Source organism: Gluconobacter sp. P5H9_a (assembly GCF_018812085.1).
Classification (GTDB): Bacteria; Pseudomonadota; Alphaproteobacteria; order Acetobacterales; family Acetobacteraceae; genus Gluconobacter.
The window spans coordinates 21,207-41,163 of the sequence record NZ_JACRVW010000021.1 but is presented as its reverse complement, the minus strand read 5'-3'; the positions used below and the strand labels follow the sequence as shown (position 1 = coordinate 41,163).

Sequence of the window (19,957 nt, the reverse complement as noted above, 5' to 3'; positions counted from 1 at the left end):
GGCTTCGGGTGCAATCGCACCGGCCGTCGCTTTCGCTCAGCCTGCACCGGCTGATCAGAGTGCTCCGGCTGCCGCTCCGGCCGACCCGTCGGCAGTGCCGCCGGCTCCGTCCTCGGACCCGTCTGCTGCACCTGCTGCTTCTGCACCGAATGATGCTGGCGCTCCGGCACCTGCAGCCGGTGATGCAGCTGCTCCTGCTGACCAGACGCCTGCTGCTGCTGCCACCCCGGGTGAAAGCGCAACGGCCGCTCCTGAAGCTCCGGCTCCGCAGGGCAACCCGTACGGTCTTGGCGCTCTGTGGGCCAATGGTGACGTGATCGCTCGTGGCGTTCTGATCATCATGGTTATCATGTCCGCTGGTACCTGGATCATCATGGTCATGAAGTTCCTGGAGCAGGGCCGTGTGTTCGCTGCCTCCAAGGAAGCTTCCCGTGAATTCTGGACGAAGCCGTCCGTTCAGGCTGGCGCTGCGTCCCTGAAGGCTTCTTCTCCGTTCCGTTACATCGCTGAAACCGGTATTGTTGCTGCAGAGCACCACGAAGGTTCCATGCGTGATGCGATCGACCTGCACTCCTGGACGGAAATGTCCATCGGGCGCTCCGTTGACACCATCAACACGCGTCTTCAGGGCGGCCTTGCGTTCCTCGGTACGGTGGGTTCCACCTCTCCGTTCGTCGGTCTGTTCGGCACGGTTTGGGGTATTTACCACGCTCTGACCGCCATCGGCATTGCAGGTCAGGCGTCCATCGACAAGGTTGCTGGTCCGGTGGGTGAATCCCTCATCATGACGGCAATTGGTCTTGCAACCGCTGTTCCGGCCGTTCTGGGTTACAACCTGCTCGTTCGCCGTAACAAGGGCGCTATGGATCGCGTTCGTAACTTCGCTGCAGACGTTCAGTCTGTCCTGATCGGTGGCTTCCGTCACGGCGTGTCTCCGGAAGACGGCGGCATGTCAGCTCCGACCACCATCACCACCAGCCAGCGGGTCTGATACTATGGGAATGAACGTCGGAGGAGGCGGCGGTGACGACGAGGTGGTGTCGGCAATCAACACCACTCCCCTCGTCGACGTCATGCTGGTGCTGCTGATCATCTTCTTGATCACCATCCCAGTCGCCACGCATACTGTGAAGCTCAAGCTGCCGGTTGATGCAAATCAGCCGACCCAGACTAAGCCTAATAATGTTGTTCTGGCGGTAACTGCGAATGGCCAGGTTTTCTGGAACACCACACCGGTCCCAACGCATCAGGATCTGCTGAACCGCCTTGTAGAGGTGGCTAAGCAGAAGCCTCAGCCGCAGGTCCAGATCCGTGGTGACGGTGCTGCCAAGTATCTGGCAGTTGGCCAGGTGGTCGCTACAGCTCAGGAAGCTGGTATCGCTCACGTGGACTTCATCACCGAGCAGCCCCACTCGAACTGAAGGTCTGCCGGGCCGTTATAGAAAGAACGGTCCGGCAACCTCTTTCACGTCACCCTTTTGGAGAACCGCCGTCATGGGCATGAGCGTCGGATCGGACAGCACGCACGAAGACGAAGGTATCGTCGATATCAACACCACGCCGTTGATCGACGTGATGCTGGTGCTGCTGATCATGCTGATCATCACCATCCCGCTGCAGACACATTCGGTGGCGATCGATCTGCCTCAGGGCAATCCTCCGCCGTCTACCGAGCAGCCTAAGCTGGTGACTGTCAGCATCAATTACGACAACAGCATTTCGTGGAACAGCGAGCCGGTCAGCTCGGAAGCAGCACTTCAGGCCCATTTTGAGGCCGCTGCTGCTGAAGGCGATCAGCCCGAGGTCCATATTCATCCTGACCGTCTTGCCGATTATAAAACGGTTGCCCACGTCATGGCTGACGCTCAGCGTCTTGGCGTGACCAAGCTGGGTATTGTCGGTCTGGATCAGTTCATGGAAGGACAGTAATTCGTGTCTTTGTCCCTTAACCGCCGTCTGAGCGCCCGCTCCCTTCTGCTGGCTGGTGCTATTGGTGCAGCTCTTGTTGCTGGGCCTGCTGCCCATGCAGATGATGTGCTGGGCCAAGCTGTCGGCAAAGATCTTCAGCAGGCGCAGAGTGCTCTTGCCGCGAAGAGCTACGAAAAAGCCATGGCTGCGGTGGATGCCGCGGATGCGGTCAAGGGCAAGACGGATTACGAATCCTATACCATTGCCCAGATGCGTGCAGCGGTCGCCGCTCAGTCCGGTAACGTGGCTGCGGCAACCAAAGCTTATGACGTTCTCATCAACAGCTTCCGCACGCCGAAGGCTGCGAAGGGTCAGATGCTGATGGCTCAGGCTACCATGGCTTATGGTGCCAAGAACTATGCGGCTGCCATTCCGCCGACTGAGCGTTACCTGCGTGAACACGGGCCTGACCCGCGCATGCAGACGATGCTGATCCAGTGCTACTATCTTCAGGGTGACTGGAAAGGAACAGCCAAGGCTGCTCAGGAGCAGGTGGACGCAACGATCAAGGCAGGCAAGATTCCTGCTGAAAATCAGCTTCAGATGCTCGCCACCGCTTATACGAACCTGAAGGACGCGGACGCCAAGACGCACGCCTACGTCCTGCTGGCCAAGTATTATTCCAAGCCTGATTATTGGGCGATGCTGATCCATGATCTGGTCGCAAATCCTAATCTGGCACCGCCGCTGGTTTTCTATGTTGAGCGTCTGCGTCTGGCGACGGGGGTCCTGAAGGATCCGTCCGACTACCAGGACATGGGTGAGCGCGCTGTTCAGCTGGGTCTGCCCCAATTGGCACTGAACCTGCTCAATCAGGGCTATGCCAACAAGTCTCTGGGTAACGGTCCGACAGCCGCTGGCGATGCGAAATTCCACGCATTTGTTGCACAGCGTGCCGCTGCTGACCGTGCACAACTTGCTCAGGCTGCTGCGTCTGCTGCCACGGATCCCTCTGCGGGTCCTGCTCTGACAACAGGTTATAATCTTGTTCTGAATGGTCAGGCTGATCAGGGCCTTGCCCTGATGAAAACCGGGCTTGGTAAGAAGCCGCACTATCCGGATCTGGCCCAGATTGAATTTGGTATGGCGCAGATGGATGCTGGTCATAAGGCTGATGCCATCAAGACCTTTGAATCCATCACTGGGAATGGTCCCGCAAAGGACGTTGCCGAACTTTGGGCTCTTCTGCTGTCTCGTCCTGCCGCTCACTGAGCTGGATAAAAGCTAAGATCTTAAGGAAAACGCCGGGTCATTCCCGGCGTTTTTTTTGTTTAGAATGGTAAGATCGAGTCCATAATCTGTTGTCCGTAACGAGGGGTTTGGATTTGGGTGATGGTCCCTCTGCCGCCATAAGAAATACGGGCTTCCGCCATCCGATCGTGAGTAACGGTATTGTCCGCCGTTATGTCCTGTGGCCTAACAATGCCGCTGACACCGAGTTCGCGTAGTTCACTGTTGACCCGGACTTCCTGTTTCCCCATCACGACGAAATTCCCGTTTGGAAGAACCTGTGTGATGGTTCCTGCCAGGCGAAGGGTTACCGTCTCATTCCGGATGATCTTTCCTGTCGCGCTGCTATCGCTACTGCTGGTCGTGTTCAGGCTGTCAGCACCCGTTACAGCGCCGATGACTCGTCCTTTGATTCCAAACAGATTTGGGATTCCAAATTTTTCGTTGGCAGCACGATTGGCTGTCGTGCCGTTATTGAAAGCAGCGTTATCGGTGATGTCCACAATGATCGTGACCAGATCCCCAACCTGAGAGGCACGCTGGTCCTTGAAGAACGCACGGCTACCACTTCGCCACAGGCTGGAGGCTTCCTGCGGAGGGGGACGCAGGGGGGGCATGGGCATTGTGACAGGGCGATAGCTTGCTGCTAATGTTGGGTCGGTAATGGACGTCATGCGTGGCGGCCGCCCAACCTCAGAGAGCTGGGCTAGCGAATTACAAGCGGAGAGGGCAGGTATTAGCCCGATCAGCCCCAGACAGCGCATAGCATGACGAGATGGAAGCAACATGTATGGGGCAATTCCGTTTGTTCTGAACAAAACGACCCAAACATATGTTTCGTAAAAAACGGGTTAACTCTGTGCCTAAGTGGGGTGTTTAGCGCACTTTTCTCCGGTTTATGAAAGTCGAAGTATCCATATTGTCTTCGTTCCAACGCTCATGCAGTGGGAGGGTCAGCATTTGCAGGATGGAAGCTAATGTCGTGGTGTGCATAAACAGGACAGGTTGAGGGCGACATCAAGGAAAATTCATTTTTGAGCGTTGATAGTTCGATAAGCGACTACATTAAAAACGGCATGGAAAAGGCTCGCATGGCTGTGGTGCAGCGTATGATGCGCATCGCCGTTTCGGCATGTGTATTGTCTTTGACCAGCGTTGTGGTGGCTGCCGAACCAGCGTCTGACTCGTCTTCGTCTGAAGGGCGTACCGCGTCTGATCAAGCCAACGGGGAAACAGAGGCTGCACCGCTTTCAGCTGGAGCGGCGGAACTCCTGCCAAAGGCTTCGGCGTATGAAGATCTGGCCGGGAATCTGTCTGCCCCGCCGTCGCTCTTTTCCTATGTGAACGATGCTCATGGTTGGTTGAGGCGCCATGGAACGATTGCCCAGTTCGACAATATGAACGAGATGATGGGTGCTGTGACGGCTCCGACCAAAGGGTATGGTTACAAGCAGGGCGCGTCTAATGCCGGACAGTATGCTCTGAATATTGTGACGGATTGGAACCGTCTGGCGAAGCTTCAGGGCTTTGCGACTCATGTGATTTTCATAGGGCGCTACGGCACAACGGCTAACCGCATGTTTGGAGACTGGCTGGCTCACAGTCAGGAAACCTATGGTGGTGGCGGAAACGTCGTGGTGCATCTTGTGATGGCATATGGGGAGCAGCACCTGTTCCAGAACCGACTGGCAATCGCAGCGGGGCGTATGTCCCAGCTTTCGGATTTCGCAGCCGGTACGGTGTTCTGCTCCTTCGTGAACAATAGCTTCTGTGGTCGCCCAAAAGGTGCTTCTGATAGCGCCTATTACAGCTCTTATCCGGCGTCTGTCTGGGCGTTGCGTGTGAGGGGGCGTCCCTGGCGGCGGGATGTTTATGTCGAAACGGGTGTCTATTTTGCGGAAGAGGGAATTTATTCGGTCGCGCAGCACAGAACAGGGTTCAAGCTGAATGGCTCGAATATTGTGGGTGAAATCTTTCCTGTAGAGATTGGATGGCAGCCCATCTTCCGCCGTCCTTCCGGAGAACTTGCGTATCCAGGCCATTATAAGCTGGGCATTGCCGTGGAAACGATGGGGCGGTCTGAGAACTTTCTGGATACGCTGGGAAATCCCTATGCGGATAGCGGATATTCCGCTGCCCGACACAGCGGTTCATGGTCCACGTGGTTGATGGCGGATCAACGAATCAAAGGCTCTAGAATCAACCCACAGGGCGGTGTGACGCTGATGGGGGGGGGCGTACTGAACGAGCCTCGGACGGCACTGAGAGACCGGCAGATCTATCTGGGCGCAACCTGGAAAGGTTTCTGGGCTGCGCGGCCATCAGACACGATTGGACTGGCGGTCTCGTATGTTCATATCGCGTCAGGTGTGCAGAGAACTGAACGGATTCTTCTGGCCGCCGGCAAGTCGCTGCCATATCGGGCGACAGGTTTGCAGACGCATCAGGAGGTTGCAGAACTGAACTACACGTTCGCAATTGGCCGGGCGATGACGTTTGAGCCTGACCTTCAGTATTATCATAACCCGAACGGGCAGGTGAACTTACGGGATGCTGTCATGATGGGTTTCAAGAGTCATATCGAAATTTTCTAACTTCGTTACGTGCAGGGAACCGAGAACGGCGCAGACCGTTTCTGATGGCTTCACCGTCTTTTCGGAGGATTACTCCACGTGCGTAAATCGATATTGCTTCTTCTGGCCCTTTCCGTGTCCTGCGTGACGCTGACAGCCTGTGAACACCACCGGACGTTTGGTGAAAAGGTGCGCGACACCGTCGATCCGCCGAAGGGGCCTATCGAACGTGCCGGCCGCTCTGTGGATCGTTCTCTGGGGAACTGAGTCCCGCACCCTGCAGGAGAGTCTCTCTCTTGCCCCGTGGCTGAATGTGGTCGAGAACGAAGGGATGGCGGAATAGCCGTGCCTTCGTTCGGTGCTCAGACCCGTCAGCATGGGAGAATGATCAATGCTGCCCGTTTCGGAAAATTCGCTTCTTACGTCCTCTGACCCTCTCGGCTCCTTAGGGTGGTCGGTGTGAGGGCAGGCAATGCGAATTCTTCTTACGGGTGGTCTTGGGTTTGTTGGAACCCATTTGAAAACACGCCTTAAGGACCGGATACCCGATCATGTTCTGATTGAAGGGCAACTGAATATTCTGGACCGTGAGGCTGTAGAGCGTGTGGTACAGGACACACGGCCCGATGCCTGCATTCACCTTGCTGCCGTGTCATCGGTTCTGGAGGCCAGTCAGGACACGCAGCGTGCCTGGAAAGTCAATCTGGACGGAACGATGAATCTGGCGGAGACGTTTCAGAAACACGCCCGTCACATCCGTTTTGTCTATGTGTCTTCAGCTGAAATTTATGGTGCCTCTTTTGCGGAAGGCGTTCCCCTAAACGAAACTGCGACTGTAGCACCGTTGAATTCTTATGCAGCCAGTAAGGCGGCGGCTGATATGGCGGTAGGAATGATGGCGAAAGAGGGTCTGCACGCTGTACGGATGCGGCCCTTCACGCAAGCTGGAAGCGATCAGGATCCGAATGCCATCCTACCCTTTCTGGCCGCTCAGGTCGCTCGGGTTGAGGCGCACCAGCAGACGACCATTACGATAAACCATCCGGATGTTGGGTATGACATCATAAATGTTCGGGACGCCTGTGATGCTTATATCGATGCCCTGACGCTACCCGAGGCTCCTGCGGATGGCACGATCCTGAACATTTGCAGCGGTGAGACCAGAACGGTTCGTGCCATGTTGAATGACCTGATGGAGATGGCGAGCGTCAAAGCAGACATCTGCCTGGATTCTACGCGTCAGACACCGTCAGGACTGCAGAATATGCGGGGTGATCCGTCTGAAGCTCAACGCATTCTGGGCTGGACGGCGCAGATCTCCTGGAGAAACACTCTTGAGGAAGTTCTGAACGACTGGCGCTGGCGCATCCGGTCCTGATAATTCAGGGCATGGACCCGGCGGACAGTGACCAGGGTCTGTCTGCTGGGTCCATGCTCAGTTCACTGGTGCCTGCTCAGTGCTGTTCGTGAATGGAGGATTGTGGGCATAGCGCCCGCTCAACCAGCGCGCAGACAATGTGTGCGGCTGTAATATGCATCTGCTGGATCAGGGGCGTCCATGCAGAAGGAACGCGGAGTACGAAGTCCGCTTCTGGAATTTCGACCGACGTCTGGCCTGTAAAGACGATGGTTGTGACCCCTTGCGAGCGAGCAGCCTTGAGTGCTTCCACGATATTCGGCGAACGCCCGGATGTGGTAATGCCGAGGAAAACGTCTCCCTTGCGACCCAGAGCAAGCACCTGTCGGGAAAAGACGTGGTCGAAGCCATAGTCGTTGCCGATGGCCGTCAGGCTGGATGTGTCCGTTGTTAGGGCAATAGCGGCCAGTGGGCGACGGTCATACATCAGGCGGGCTGTGAATTCGCCAGCAATGTGCTGGGCATCCGCCGCGCTTCCGCCATTTCCGGCAACCAGCAGCTTTCCATCATCCTGCAGCGCGGATGTGATGGTCAATGCAATGCCTGCCATCATTTCTGAGCAAGCTTCATCTTTCGAGAAGGCCACCATCGTCTCGGCTGACTGGGTAAGATAATCCTGCATATAATTCCGTTCGGAAGCAGAAAGATCATTCAGCAGGGTGGATGTCTGGTTCGTGGACATCAGGGTCAAGAACTCCTGGAGCGCAATAGAAAGGGCGGTGGCGTAGCTCCTTCAGGCTCACCGACATGCCAGAGACACAGACTGTTTCGAAGCGCATCTGTCAAGCGACTGACTGATAAAGCAGTCTCGTTAACTTGTACGGTAAAGGTTGAAACGCTTTTTCCTGGTGCGTCGTTGAAGGCTTATATCCGCGAGGAGATAGCCCGGATGTCACAGCCTTCCCCCAACGATTCCAACGCACCATTCCTGACAGCCCTTCGTGCCAGTGAAGCCAATACGCCCGACAAGAGGCGCTGGTGGAAGGAAGCTGTGGTTTATCAGGTCTATACACGGTCATTCTGTGATAGCGACGGGGATGGAATAGGAGATCTTCCGGGTCTCATCAGCCGGTTGGATTATCTGCAATCGCTCGGCGTACAGGTGATCTGGCTGGCCCCGCACTATGACAGCCCGAATGTTGATAACGGGTATGACATCCGGGATTACCGCAAAGTCGATCCCCTTCAGGGGACCATGGAAGACTTTGACCGTCTGGTAGCAGGATTAAATGCCCGGGGTATGAAGCTCATTGTGGATATTGTCGCCAACCACACGAGTGATCAGCATGCATGGTTTCGGCAGAGCCGAGCCGGGCGGGATAATCCCTACCGTGATTTCTATATCTGGAGGGATGGCCGGGATAGCGGTCCGCCCAACAACTATCTGTCCATTTTTGGCGGGAGTGCATGGGAGAAGGATGAAGCGACAGGGCAATATTATTTGCACTATTTTGCCCGGGAGCAGCCCGATTTGAACTGGGAAAACCCCCAGGTCCGAGAAGAAATATATAGCATGATGCGTTTCTGGCTCGACCGTGGTGTGTCTGGCTTTCGGCTGGACGCAATCTGCTTTCTGTCCAAGTTATCAGGCCTCAGAGACCTTACGCTCGCCGAGATGGAAAGTCTGGAGCATGTTTATGTCACAGGCCCCAAGGTGCATGACTATCTCCAGGAAATGCATCGGGAGGTTTTCGCTGACCGGGACCTGCTGACGGTCGGAGAAGCTTTTGGCGTTCCGTTTGAAGAGACCCCGGCTTTTGTTGCGGAAAGCCGAAGGGAAATGACAATGGTTTTTCATTTCGAAATTGTCCGCCTTGGTCGCCATGACTGGCAGGTACAGGACTGGACGATCAAGGATCTCAAGGCCGTTCTGAGGGGGGAAGACACCTCTTCTGGTCCAGAGGGCTGGCTGACATCTTTTCTGGAAAACCACGATAATCCCCGAGCTGTCTCATGGTTTGGAGATCCGTCGCCCGAAGGGCACGGCCCATCAGCCAAGGCTCTGGCAACAATGCTCCTGATGCGACGTGGGACGCCCTATATCTATCAGGGGCAGGAAATTGGCATGACGAATATCCGGTTCGATGGGATCGAGGATTTCGAGGACATCAACGCTAAGGGTATCTGGGAAAATACTGTGGGCATTGGAAAAATGTCTGCGAAAGAGGTTCTGTCCAGTCTTTCAAAAATCAGCCGGGATAATGCACGAACACCTATGCAATGGGATGGAACGTCGCGCGCGGGTTTTACGAGTGGTGTGCCTTGGTTTCGGATCAATCCAAATCACACAGACATCAATGTTGCTCAGCAGGAAGCTGATCCTAATTCGATTCTAAACTATTACCGGCACTTGATTCAGCTGCGAGCTACGCATCAGGCGCTGATTTACGGTACATTTGAAGACGTGGATCCAGACCACCCTTCGGTGATTGCGTTTACGCGTACGCTAGAGGACGAGCAGTTACTTGTTCTGATCAATATGTGTGGGGAACAAGAACACTATATTCTGCCGCATGGTCTGAAAATATCTGAGGTTCTGATCGACAGCACGTCTGCTCAGGCAGCGGACGTGCTGCCTGATCTGAAGCCCTGGCAGGCAGGCGTTTATCGGCTGGCACCACCCGCGGATATCTGAAGAGACGTCTGCTCAGTTAGGCAGCCTCAAAAAGTTCTTTGCCCACCAACCCAGACTTCCGCGATTTGCAGCGTGTCATCCAGAACGGTGAAATCGGCCAGGAGGTCGGGAGTGATTGTGCCCCGATCATGAAGGCCAAGATAAGTCGCTGCATTGGTGCTAACGAGCCGTGCAGCCTCCGGAAGTGACTTCCCGGCCTGCACGGCGTTGCGCACAGCCTGATCAAGGGTCAGGACACTTCCTGCCAGAGAGCCGCCGGGAAGGCGGACAACGCCGTCCTGGATCAGGACGTCCTGCCCTCCCAGACTGCTGGGGCCTTCCGGTTCACCCGTTCCCCGCATGGCATCTGTTACGAACAGGAGGCGGTCTCCCATAACGCGTGAGGCCAGACGAAAGCTGGCGGGGTGCACATGGTATGTGTCGAAGATCATCTCCGCATAAGCGGTATCGCTGCACATGAGTGCCGTTACAGGGCCGGGTTTGCGCCCCTCAATTGCAGACATGGCGTTGAAAAGATGGGTCGCACCGACGGTGCCGCCAGTTCCACAGACGAGGCAGATGGCGCGTTCGGCGCCTTCATAATCTGTGGTGGTATGGCCGAGACTGACCCTTACGCCAGCCGCTGCAAAACTGCGCATGGCACTTTCTGCATGGTCCAGTTCGGGAGCAAGCGTGACGACGCGGACACACCCGGTTTCGACAGCTTCATGAACCCGGTCAGGGGAGGGAGGAATGGCAAAGGGGGGCTGCGCACCCAGCTTGTGGGGACTCACAAACGGCCCTTCCAAATGGGCTCCATGAATGCGCGGACCGTTTTCCACCCCGCGTTCACAGACTTCCGCAACGGCTCTCAGGGCATTCATTACGTCATTCCAGGGTGCCGTAATGGTTGTCGGGAGAATGGTCGTAGTGCCGTGAGACATGTGGAACCGGGACAGTGTTTCAATGGCTTCCACGCCGTCCATGGTGTCGGCCCCACCGCCACCGTGAACATGTCCATCAATGAAGCCCGGAAGAATGTAACGATTGCCGGCGTTTTTCAGTGGCTCAAGATCGTGGATATGGGTGCCGAAGGTCACGCGACCGGGGACGATCCGGTCCCGGAGTACGAGATTTCCATCGAGATGAGACGTCATTGTTTCTGGTCCAGTGGGAGAAGGCCCGTCTGTCCGTAGCGGCGAGCGTAGAAAAGAACTGCGAGATAGGATGGCAGAACGAGGAGGGCGAACATTGCCTGAAACCCGACATAAGGCTTCAGCAGGACATAGATCTGCGGAATGATCGCACCGCCGCTATACGCCATGACAATCAAGGCCGATGCCAACGGGGTCCAAGGGCCGGCACCCCGAATGGCAATTGGGAAGATCGTCGGCATGATCATAGCATTTGTGGCGCCCAGCAGAGCGACGCAAAGTACGGAGGCGTAACCATGTGTCAGGAAGGCCGCAATGGTCAGGATGCAGCCGCCAATGCAGGAGAATTCAAGAAAGCGTTCCTGCGTGATGATGCGTGGAACAACAACGAACCCGGCGACATAACCAGCCAGCATTCCGGCGAGGGTCAGGGAGGTGAAGAACTTGGTCTCGCTTAGGGGAAGGCCAAAGCCCTGCCCATATGTCCCGATAGCGTCGCCCGCCATGACTTCGATACCGACATAAATGAACATGGCTGCAATGCCGAAGACGAGATGCGGCCGGAAGATTTTCTCACTGCTTCCGCTCACGCTTGGAAGTGGCGGAGCCTGAAGTTCCGGCAGGGGGAAAAAGATCACGCCCACGGCAGCGACCAGAAGAACGACAGCCATGCTCATATAGGGCGCATAAATGGCATGGACGAAGCTGTTTAGAATGGCGTCTCGTGCTTCTGGTGTTGCAGCAAGCTGCGCTTTCTCCGCGACATTCCCGATATCGCCCATGACGACTGTGGCCAGGACGATAGGCGCCAGAATGCCGGCAAATTTATTACAGACACCCATGATGGCGATACGCTGGGCGGCCCGTTCGGACGGACCAAGCAGGCTGACCAGTGGGTTGATGACGACTTGCATCAGTGCAAGCCCTGAACCCAGCACCAGAAGCCCAGCCAGTGCGCCGCCATAAATGCGCATGGAGACGAATTGCCCGAAGAGGGTCACGCCTGCCGCACATAAAACCAGTGCTCCAGACAGACCGCGACGTAGACCTAGTGAACGGGCGACAAATGATGCGGGAATGGAGAACAGGAAATACGACAGGTAGAAGACCAGAGGCACCAGAAAGGCGCTGACGTCTCCCAGTGAGAACGCAACCCGGACAAACGAGATCAGTGGTCCGTTCAGCCAGGTCACAAAACCCATCATGAAGAAGATGGCGGCGGCAACACCAAGTGGACCAAGGCCGTATGAGCCAGTCAGGCTATCCGGGGAACGGTTCATGTCACTTCTGCTCCACAGGCCTGATCGTACAGGCCAAGAACTGTGTCGATTGCGGAAAGAATTATGGCGCGCGGATGCCGTGGAAGCAGTCCGTCGCGGATTTTTTCGTACTGCACAGGCAGGAATTGGCTCAGAAGCGGGTCTGGCAGCCCTGTTTCCTCAAGCTGGCGCAGAAGCGTTTCAACGGCGGCTTCCGCATCAGGTTGAGGCCAGTAATAGCGGATGCGGTCGCTGTACGCATAGTGACGGAGAATGGCGAGCTTGCTCTCCGTGCCTTCATAATGCCCACGCCACTGCGCAGGCTGCTGCGTCATGATCCGTTCCATAGCCGCCCGCAGGCTTTCCTGTTGCGGCAGAAGGACGGAGCGGATGCTGTCCAGCCCATACAGGGCTTCACGCAGGGCAAAGGTCAGGCCGGGTCCGACTTTCAGAAGCAGGAAGCCGTCTTCCACAAGCGCGCGCAGGGCGGAGAGAGGCTGATAATCGGTCGAATGGGCCTCAAAGATCTGGCCCGACATCTGGTTCAGCGTGGCCGAGAGGGATTGCGCACGTGGCCGGTCGTAAATCACGACGTCTTCTACACCGAATTCCACGCCCGGCTGGACGACAAGGCCGATCACACGGCCCCAGACATCATCGCCCAGAACCCGGCGAAACAGCGTTTCATGAACCTGAAGTGTTGCAGTGGCAGCGTCTGGAGATGTTGGCTCCAAATGGTCCAGAGCCTCAGCCGCACCACCCGGAACAGGGACTTCCGTTCCAATGATATAGACGGCCTGACCGGGAGCCGCGCTTTCGGCGCGCTGTGCAAGGGCGCAGGCGCGTTCGGCAACGGTTTCATCGGAAAGCGCAACCGGCTCGCCCGTGCAGCCCATGCTGGCATCAAGATGCAGTTTGACGAAGCCTGCTTTCGCAAAGGCTTCGATCATGGTCAGGGCCTTGTTCATGGCTTCCTGCGCGGGCAGGGATTTCCATGGATTGGGGCCAAGATGGTCGCCGCCCAGCAGAACAAGATGCGCCGGGCAGCCGACTTTAGCGGCAATTCCAAGCACAAGATCCCGGAAATCTGCCGGGGTCATGCCGGTATAACCCCCATCCTGATTGACCTGATTGCAGGTTGCCTCGATCAGGACATGTCTCTTGGTCTGGGCAGCGCGTTGAAGCGCTGCCTCCAGTACCAATGGGTGTGCGGAACAGACAGAGGTCAGGCCTTGACGTTGGGCTTTCGGAACGTCTGGATCGTGCGTCTGGCGAACGAGGTTCAGGAACGGAGAAAGGCTCATGAATCAGGCGATCGTCACAACTTTGGTCAGATGACGAGGGGCCAGAGTATCCAATCCCTTTGAGCGCGCGACATATTCGCCGAAAAGCTGAAGCACTGGCAGAACGACCAGCGGGCGAACATCTGCGCCTTCCTTAACGGAAAGAGAGACGGTGCCGGGGCCACCAATGCCGAGAACGCGTGCGCCCTTGCCGATCAGATCCTTGGCAAGAATGCTCTCTTCTTCCAGCGTGTCTGGGTGGTACAGGAAGACGACGAGAGAGCTGTTATCAATCAGGCTGATCGGGCCGTGACGGTATTCCAGTGGATGATGCGCCTCCGTCTGGCTGAGGCTCATTTCCTGAAGTTTCAGGGAGCCTTCGCGGGCAACGCCATAAAGTGCTCCAGCGCCCAGGAACACGAAATGGGAACGGCCATTGATCAGAGCCTTAAGCTGCGGATCTGCGGCGTTAAGGAGTTCCTCGGCAGCCTTTGTTGTTTCCGGCGTGACGGAAATACCCGCATAACGCAGGCCCATCAGCAGCATCAAACTGGCCGACGCTGTCATGACGATGCCTTCTTCCGCATGGGTTTCGGCCAAGACGGTTTCGTCAGCGTTCTTCTCGAGACTGGTCTCTTCCGCGCAGGTGAAAGCCGTGACGTGCAGCCCGTTCTTTCGGCTTTCGATGGCAGCGGCGACTGTCTCAGTCGACTCTCCGCTGCGTGAAAGAGCCAGAATGTTTGGGCGGATTGAGGACGGCACATAATCCTGCGGGCGGCGTGTCCACTCATTGCCTGCAACGGCACGCGAAAACACACCGTTGGCGTTCAGGCTTGCCGCGATTGAATCTGCAATATGAACTGATGTGCCACAGCCCACGACGACCGTGAAAGTCTCCGGGTCTGGATGCACATCCTGCATGTCTACCTGGTTCCAGAGGGGAAACTGTTTGCGAATACCGCGCTCGGTAGCGTTCATAAGAAAACCTTTCAGGCCCCTGAGCCTACGGTGTCGAGGGTACGGGAGAGGGATTGAATCCAATGTGTATCTGCTGCCCATCCGGCTTGGCGGGCGGCAGAAATGAGGCCTCCGCCAATGGGAGGGAGAAGGGGCGGGCGAGGTGCTCCGCATTGTTTTGCGATGGCATTTCGCAGGTACGCGCTTTGAAGCGTACCGCCCGCATAGCTCCAGGGAAGGTCTAATTCCGGCATTTTTCTACGCGCCGCAATGATATGCGTGGCCAGATCGGATGCGGCCTGGTCCAGAAGAGCCATGGCCGGGACACAACCGTCTTCGGCCAGGGCAGATACGTGACGGGCGAGAGCTGCAACGGCAGAGCGGGGGTGCTCAAGAGTGCCGTACCATTCCAGAAGGGCGGGCGTGCAGAGTTCCGGGCTGGATGGCAAGCCCATGGCCTCAGTGAAGGGCGCCAGGAAGCCGGCATCCTGTGTGTTTCGACCATCCAGAATATGCGTCAGAAGTGCCAGAGCGTTTCGGCCGATCTGGTAGGCGCTGCCTTCATCGCCAAACAGGCTACCCCATCCGCCGACCCGGCAATGCTTGCCCGCAGCATCGGACGCCCATGCCATGGAACCTGTGCCAGACAGAAGAAGAATGCCGGGCTGCCCCCCAAACGCGGCTGAACAGGCCATGTCCACATCATTTGTGAGGGAGTATGGAATGTCTCGGAGATTTTCGGAGACAGCATTTTTTTGCCGGGCGCAAAGCGTTTCACTTTCGCCGTATCCGGCTAGTCCAAGTCCGACAGACTGGGTCTCGACAGGGAGTGCCTGAAGGAGGCCTGTCAGCCTCTCGCGCCAAAGCGGTTGATCGAAAGGGTTTGTTCCACCTGTCTGCCGGCTCACGGCGACTGTTCCATCCTGACGAAGGACAACAAGGAGAGTCTTGCTGCCCCCGCCATCAATCGCTGCGATACAGGGTTCAGTCACGGCCAGGCTTTCTTTGCGGGTAGTACGATCCTCATCTGATCAGACTAGTCAGAGGCCAGTCATGTCAAGTCATCTTTCTGAGCGAAACGTTCCGATTTCGATCATTTTATGAGTGTTTTTTGAAAAATATGGGTATGCTGAGGCGCACCGTGTCATGGCTCAGTAGGGAGAGCGTCTTTTGGCTTCTGACCGGCTGGCTCAGATCCGGCATTACCTTTACCTGAACGGAATGAGTGGTGTCCACGAACTGGCCCGACAGGTGGATGCCTCTCTTGCGACGATCCGGCGGGATCTTCAGTTGCTTGAAGAGCAGGGCATTGTCATCCGGACACGCGGCCGTGCTTCCCTGACTGCTTCCATCGATCGAGAGGTGGCGTTTGAGGCGCGGGAAAATCACGCACTCGAACACAAGCGAGCCATTGCGGATCTGGCCTTTTGCCGTATCGAGCGAGAATCAAAGGTTTTCTTCGACGCCGGGACAACCGTTCTGCAGCTCGCGCGACGTCTTCGCATTTCTCCCATGCCGCTGACGGTCTTTTCCAACAACATCATGGTCTCGGAAATGCTGAGCGGTGTTGAAGGTGTCGAGACGATTCTTCTGGGTGGCAGAGTGAGGCATACCAATCGCAGTCTGGTCGGACTTTTGGCAGAGCAGGCACTGGAGAAACTCTGGTTCGATCAGGTATTTCTCGGCGCCAGTGCTGTGCAGGCAGATGCGACGATTTCGACGCCTGATGAGGAAGAAGCCAAGCTCAACGCGCTTATGATGAAGCGGACGGATACGTGCTTTCTTCTTGTGGATAGTACAAAATTTGCGCGCCATTCCACTTACAGTGTCGGGTTCCTGGATCAGGTTTCCTGTATATTTACAGATACCGATCTTGATGCCCGACAGGTTCAGTCTCTGCGAGACGACGGGCATGACGTCGTGCTCGCAGGGCATGCAGAAGGAAAAATATAGGATGCTGAACGAGCCCAAAATTCTGGCTGAGATTTCAGGCCTGGCTGATCTTTATGAAAAAGCGTTGGGTGAGAATGATCTTCAGACCCTGGATGACCTCTTTTATGCGGGGCCGGAGACAGTCCGGTACGGGGTTGGTGAAAATCTCTATGGCATCGAAGAAATCAGGGAATTCCGGAAGCAGCGGCCAGGAGGCTCTCCGCCACGGGATGTGCTGAAACGCGTCATCACGGTGATTGGTCAGGATGCTGCCGTGGTTGATCTGGAGTTTCAACGCCGGGGTGGTTCCAAAATCGGCCGTCAGAGTCAGACATGGTTTCGTACACAGAATGGCTGGAAGATTCTGGCTGCGCATGTTTCCCTGATGGCCGACATATCCTGAAGACTGACTCTGAAGAGGCGACGGCAGCAGCATGAATCTTTCGGAAGATAAAGAAATCGAGGTTCTCGCAACGGCGAATGGCCTTGTGATACCCGCTGAATTTCATAAGGGCGTTCGGATGAACCTCGACCTTCTGCGTTCCTATGCGACCCTGATCGAGGGAATGGAACTGTCAGACAGGCTTGAGCCTGCGTTCGAGTACGAACCATGAGCGGGCTTGAATTTCGCACGCTGGACATTGCTGCGCGTGTTCGAAGCGGCGAGTTATCTGCAACGGACGTGACCAAAGCTGTTTTTGCAGACATCGCCGAGCGGGATGGAGCATTGAATTGCGTCACGCGTCCCCTCACGGATCGGGCATTTGCCGCTGCCGCTGCGGTTGATTCTGCTGTTGCGGAAGGCCGTGATCCTGGCGCGTTGGCGGGTATTCCATTCGGGATCAAGGATCTGTTTGATGTGGCCGGTCAGGTCACGACAGCGGGTTCGAAGGTGCTGGCAAATGATCCGCCTGCGACGCGGGATGCCGCACTCGTGGCACGTCTGATCGACGCTGGAGCCATCCCTGTAGCACTGACAAACATGGACGAGTTCGCTTACGGGTTTGCGACCGACAACGCCCACCATGGCGTCACGCGTAACCCGCATGCGCCGGATCATTTGGCGGGTGGCTCGTCAGGTGGGTCAGCGGCTGGGGTGGCGGCGCGCCTGTTTTCGCTTGGACTGGGGTCCGATACCAATGGGTCCATCCGCGTTCCGGCCTCCTTGTGTGGTGTTTGGGGACTTCGTGGAACGCAGGGGCGTTTTCCAATTGAGGGTAGCTACCCGTTTGTGGCCAGCCTCGACACAGTTGGGCCTTTTGCGGACAGTGCGGGAGGCTTGAGAGCGTGTTTTGAGGCATTGGTACGGACGGAAAACGCACCTGTTGATGTTGGTGGCTTGAAAGTGGCGCGTCTGGGTGGATGGTTTGCGGAGAACATGTCCGCTTCCATGCAGGAAGCAGTAAACGCACTGGCGGCCCGGCTTGGTGCCAAAAATACGGTGGAACTCCCTGAAGTTGCGCGGGCGAGAGCGTCTGCTTTCGTGATCAGTGCCTCGGAAGGAGCAGCACTTCATCTGCATCGGCTGCGCACACAGGCGAAAGATTACGATCCGTCAGTGCGTGACCGTCTGCTTGCTGGTGCCCTTTTGCCGGCTTCCCTGATTTTTCAGGCGCATCGTCTGAGGAACTGGTTCCGCGCACGGATGCACGAGGCTTTTGCTGATGCAGATATTCTGCTGGCGCCTGCTGTGGTGGGTGAGGCACCGCGCTTTGATCAGCCATTGATTGAAGTAGGGGGTAAAATGGTCTCTGCGCGTGCCAATCTGGGGCTTTATACGCAACCGCTGACGTTGGCAGGCTTCCCGGTTTTGACGGTCCCGATGAAAACGGCAGGACTGCCGTTGGGAGCCCAGCTTATTGCGCGCCCGGGCAGGGAAGATCTTCTTCTGGCTCTAGGTGAATCCCTTGAGCGGGATGGAACTGCCGAAGCTCGATTGGTCTGAGCATGAGAAGGAGGCGCTTTTACAGGAGCGCCTCCTTCTCTTTAAGTTACCAGGCCGCCACGGAACCATCGCTGCGTGGGTCGGTAGCCCCTTCGAGGCGACCATTCGCATGCCTTACGATGGCTCCGGCATGTCCCATGATGGATGACATGCCAGGAAGCTGCTCAATCACATGTCCTGCATCGTGAAGAGCCTGCACCACCGTCGGATCAAATCCAGGCTCCAGTTTGAGCGACGTACTTTCCTGCCCCCATGTGCGACCCAGGAGCCAGCGGGGACGGCAGATCGCCTCCTGCAGTGGAACACCGTGTCGGGCATAGCGGCTGAAAACGGCGGCCTGTGTCTGGGGTTGGCCTTCACCCCCCATGGTTCCGTAAACCATGACGCGGCCATCATTGAGACGCGCAGCAGCGGGGTTCAGGGTGTGGAAAGGCTTTGAGCCTGGAAGCAGGCAGTTCCAGCCAGAGGGTTTCAGGCGGAATGAAGATCCACGGTTCTGCCAGAACAGACCGCTTTGCGGCAGCATCACACCGGAGCCAAACTCGAAATAGAGGCTCTGGATCATGCTGACGGCTACACCATTGCTATCAATGGCACCCATCCAGGTCGTGTCGCCCCACTGGGTTTCTTCCGTCCAAGGGAATGCTTCTGTCATGGAAATGCGGGCGGCCATTTCGTCCAGCGCTGACGGGTTTTGCAGAAGGGCGCGAATATCGTCTTCCGCGGTTGAGCGGCCATCGATTTCGCGATTTCGGTAACGAAAAGCCTGCTTCGTGGCCTCGATCAGTCCGTGAAGGTGCTCATAACTTTCTGGCGCGTCGCATTGTGGAAGACGATCTTCCAGCGCGAGGATCAGCAGAGAGGCTGCACCCTGTGTTGGGGGTGCCATATTATAGAGCGTCCCCATCGACGTCTGAACATCCAGCGGCGCTTTGACTTCAGCGCGATGAGACAGGAAGTCGTCCAGACGCAGGGGGCTGCCAGCGGCCTCAAGATCGGCCGCCATGCCTTTTGCCAGATCGCCCTCATAAAAACTCCGCAGACCGTGATGCGCGAGGCTTCGGAGTGTAGCCGCCAGAATAGGGGAGGTCTGAATTTCCCCTTCCTGCCAGGGAATATCGTCAGGGATGCAGAAAGACCGAAATGCCTCGTTTCCACAAAGCTCTGCCTGCTTTTCCTTCAGAAGTGCGGCTTCGCTCTCCGAAACGACGCGTCCTGTGCTGGCATAATGGATGGCATCGCGCAGGAGGCGATCTAGCGGGAGAGAGGGCTGTTGCTTGGCACTTTCTTTCAGGGCTGCTTCCCATCCAGAGACCGTTCCGGCGACGGTATTGGCCGCCAGACCGCCGCGCCAAGGGATGACGCTGTGGCCAGCCTGAGCATACAGATCCAGCGTGGCATTTCTGGCCAGCCGTCCGCAGGCATCAATCGCCATGGTCTGCCCGTTCGGATAGGAAATCAGCCAGAACGAGTCCCCTCCGAGGCCAGTCATGTGGGGGTAGACCGCAGCCAGTGCGGCGGCTGTTGCTACAATGGCTTCAATAGCTGTCCCGCCATCCTTCAGGACGTCCAGTCCTGCCTGACTTGCGAGGTGATGAGGGGATGTCACCATCCCGCGGAGAGAA

General features: G+C 56.7%; 20 protein-coding genes. 12 read left to right on the top strand and 8 right to left on the bottom strand.

Annotated features, from left to right (window positions below; all coding sequences use genetic code 11):
- From KP708_RS14310 to KP708_RS14295, 4 genes are all read left to right on the top strand, one after another.
- The coding region (locus tag KP708_RS14310) for a MotA/TolQ/ExbB proton channel family protein (RefSeq protein WP_215757205.1) at window positions 1–991 on the top strand (991 nt) is incomplete at its 5' end.
- Window positions 992–995: 4 nt separating this feature from the next.
- Window positions 996–1,421 (top strand): biopolymer transporter ExbD, encoded by a 426-nt coding sequence (locus KP708_RS14305; RefSeq protein ID WP_202208093.1) that lies wholly within the window; start codon window positions 996–998, stop codon window positions 1,419–1,421.
- A gap of 73 nt (window positions 1,422–1,494) precedes the next feature.
- Window positions 1,495–1,929, top strand: coding sequence for a biopolymer transporter ExbD (locus KP708_RS14300; RefSeq protein WP_202208094.1), 435 nt, complete (start codon window positions 1,495–1,497; stop codon window positions 1,927–1,929).
- A 3-nt stretch (window positions 1,930–1,932) separates the two neighbouring features.
- Window positions 1,933–3,180: a hypothetical protein gene (locus tag KP708_RS14295; RefSeq protein WP_215751052.1), complete on the top strand. Its 1,248-nt coding sequence runs from the start codon at window positions 1,933–1,935 to the stop codon at window positions 3,178–3,180.
- Window positions 3,181–3,239: 59 nt separating this feature from the next.
- On the opposite strand, the gene flgH is transcribed toward KP708_RS14295, so the two are convergent.
- A complete protein-coding gene (flgH, locus tag KP708_RS14290; RefSeq protein ID WP_215751051.1) occupies window positions 3,240–3,986 on the bottom strand; it encodes a flagellar basal body L-ring protein FlgH in 747 nt (248 codons plus the stop codon).
- A 246-nt stretch (window positions 3,987–4,232) separates the two neighbouring features.
- Here flgH and KP708_RS14285 point away from each other — a divergent pair, with 246 nt between their 5' ends.
- From KP708_RS14285 to KP708_RS14275, 3 genes are all read left to right on the top strand, one after another.
- Window positions 4,233–5,792 carry a carbohydrate porin gene (locus KP708_RS14285; RefSeq protein ID WP_252347532.1) on the top strand — a complete coding sequence of 520 codons (1,560 nt, stop codon included), beginning with the start codon at window positions 4,233–4,235 and terminating at the stop codon, window positions 5,790–5,792.
- Window positions 5,793–5,870: 78 nt separating this feature from the next.
- A complete protein-coding gene (locus tag KP708_RS14280; protein ID WP_167386170.1) occupies window positions 5,871–6,038 on the top strand; it encodes a hypothetical protein in 168 nt (55 codons plus the stop codon).
- Between the two features lie 205 nt (window positions 6,039–6,243).
- On the top strand, window positions 6,244–7,149 hold the full coding sequence (locus tag KP708_RS14275; RefSeq protein WP_215751050.1) for an NAD(P)-dependent oxidoreductase: 906 nt from the start codon (window positions 6,244–6,246) through the stop codon (window positions 7,147–7,149).
- Between the two features lie 76 nt (window positions 7,150–7,225).
- Here the strand turns inward: KP708_RS14275 and KP708_RS14270 are convergent, their stop codons facing one another.
- Entirely contained in the window at window positions 7,226–7,870 is a 645-nt protein-coding gene (locus tag KP708_RS14270; RefSeq protein WP_202208098.1) for a D-sedoheptulose 7-phosphate isomerase, read from the bottom strand.
- Window positions 7,871–8,077: 207 nt separating this feature from the next.
- Here KP708_RS14270 and KP708_RS14265 point away from each other — a divergent pair, with 207 nt between their 5' ends.
- Window positions 8,078–9,823, top strand: a complete 1,746-nt coding sequence (locus KP708_RS14265) for an alpha-glucosidase (RefSeq protein WP_215751049.1) — start codon at window positions 8,078–8,080, stop codon at window positions 9,821–9,823.
- Window positions 9,824–9,849: 26 nt separating this feature from the next.
- On the opposite strand, the gene nagA is transcribed toward KP708_RS14265, so the two are convergent.
- The 5 genes from nagA to KP708_RS14240 are packed head-to-tail and all read right to left on the bottom strand — an operon-like array spanning window position 9,850 to window position 15,447.
- Window positions 9,850–10,959, bottom strand: a complete 1,110-nt coding sequence (gene nagA / locus KP708_RS14260) for an N-acetylglucosamine-6-phosphate deacetylase (RefSeq protein WP_215751048.1) — start codon at window positions 10,957–10,959, stop codon at window positions 9,850–9,852.
- Entirely contained in the window at window positions 10,956–12,236 is a 1,281-nt protein-coding gene (gluP, locus tag KP708_RS14255) for a glucose/galactose MFS transporter (RefSeq protein WP_215751047.1), read from the bottom strand. Before gluP ends, nagA begins: the two co-directional genes overlap by 4 nt.
- Window positions 12,233–13,519, bottom strand: a complete 1,287-nt coding sequence (locus tag KP708_RS14250; protein WP_215751046.1) for a D-tagatose-bisphosphate aldolase, class II, non-catalytic subunit — start codon at window positions 13,517–13,519, stop codon at window positions 12,233–12,235. The genes gluP and KP708_RS14250 overlap by 4 nt, the downstream gene beginning before the upstream one ends.
- Before the next feature lie 3 nt (window positions 13,520–13,522).
- The gene (locus tag KP708_RS14245; RefSeq protein WP_215751045.1) at window positions 13,523–14,476 is read right to left on the bottom strand and encodes an SIS domain-containing protein; all 954 of its coding nucleotides are present in this window, start codon (window positions 14,474–14,476) and stop codon (window positions 13,523–13,525) included.
- Between the two features lie 11 nt (window positions 14,477–14,487).
- Window positions 14,488–15,447, bottom strand: a complete 960-nt coding sequence (locus tag KP708_RS14240) for an N-acetylglucosamine kinase (protein ID WP_371822778.1) — start codon at window positions 15,445–15,447, stop codon at window positions 14,488–14,490.
- Between the two features lie 178 nt (window positions 15,448–15,625).
- On the opposite strand from KP708_RS14240, the gene KP708_RS14235 reads away from it, so the two are divergent.
- From KP708_RS14235 to KP708_RS14220, 4 genes are read left to right on the top strand one after another with little or no spacing between them, the layout of a single operon-like run.
- Window positions 15,626–16,408 (top strand): DeoR/GlpR family DNA-binding transcription regulator, encoded by a 783-nt coding sequence (locus KP708_RS14235; RefSeq protein WP_215751044.1) that lies wholly within the window; start codon window positions 15,626–15,628, stop codon window positions 16,406–16,408.
- A gap of 1 nt (window position 16,409) precedes the next feature.
- On the top strand, window positions 16,410–16,790 hold the full coding sequence (hpxZ, locus tag KP708_RS14230; RefSeq protein ID WP_215751043.1) for an oxalurate catabolism protein HpxZ: 381 nt from the start codon (window positions 16,410–16,412) through the stop codon (window positions 16,788–16,790).
- A 31-nt stretch (window positions 16,791–16,821) separates the two neighbouring features.
- Window positions 16,822–17,001: a DUF4089 domain-containing protein gene (locus KP708_RS14225; RefSeq protein ID WP_046900228.1), complete on the top strand. Its 180-nt coding sequence runs from the start codon at window positions 16,822–16,824 to the stop codon at window positions 16,999–17,001.
- Complete coding sequence (locus KP708_RS14220) at window positions 16,998–18,332, top strand: AtzE family amidohydrolase (protein WP_215751042.1); 1,335 nt, start codon at window positions 16,998–17,000, stop codon at window positions 18,330–18,332. The genes KP708_RS14225 and KP708_RS14220 overlap by 4 nt, the downstream gene beginning before the upstream one ends.
- A 46-nt stretch (window positions 18,333–18,378) precedes the next feature.
- Here the strand turns inward: KP708_RS14220 and KP708_RS14215 are convergent, their stop codons facing one another.
- Window positions 18,379–19,944 carry a gamma-glutamyltransferase family protein gene (locus tag KP708_RS14215; protein WP_305798411.1) on the bottom strand — a complete coding sequence of 522 codons (1,566 nt, stop codon included), beginning with the start codon at window positions 19,942–19,944 and terminating at the stop codon, window positions 18,379–18,381.
- Window positions 19,945–19,957: the final 13 nt, after the last annotated feature.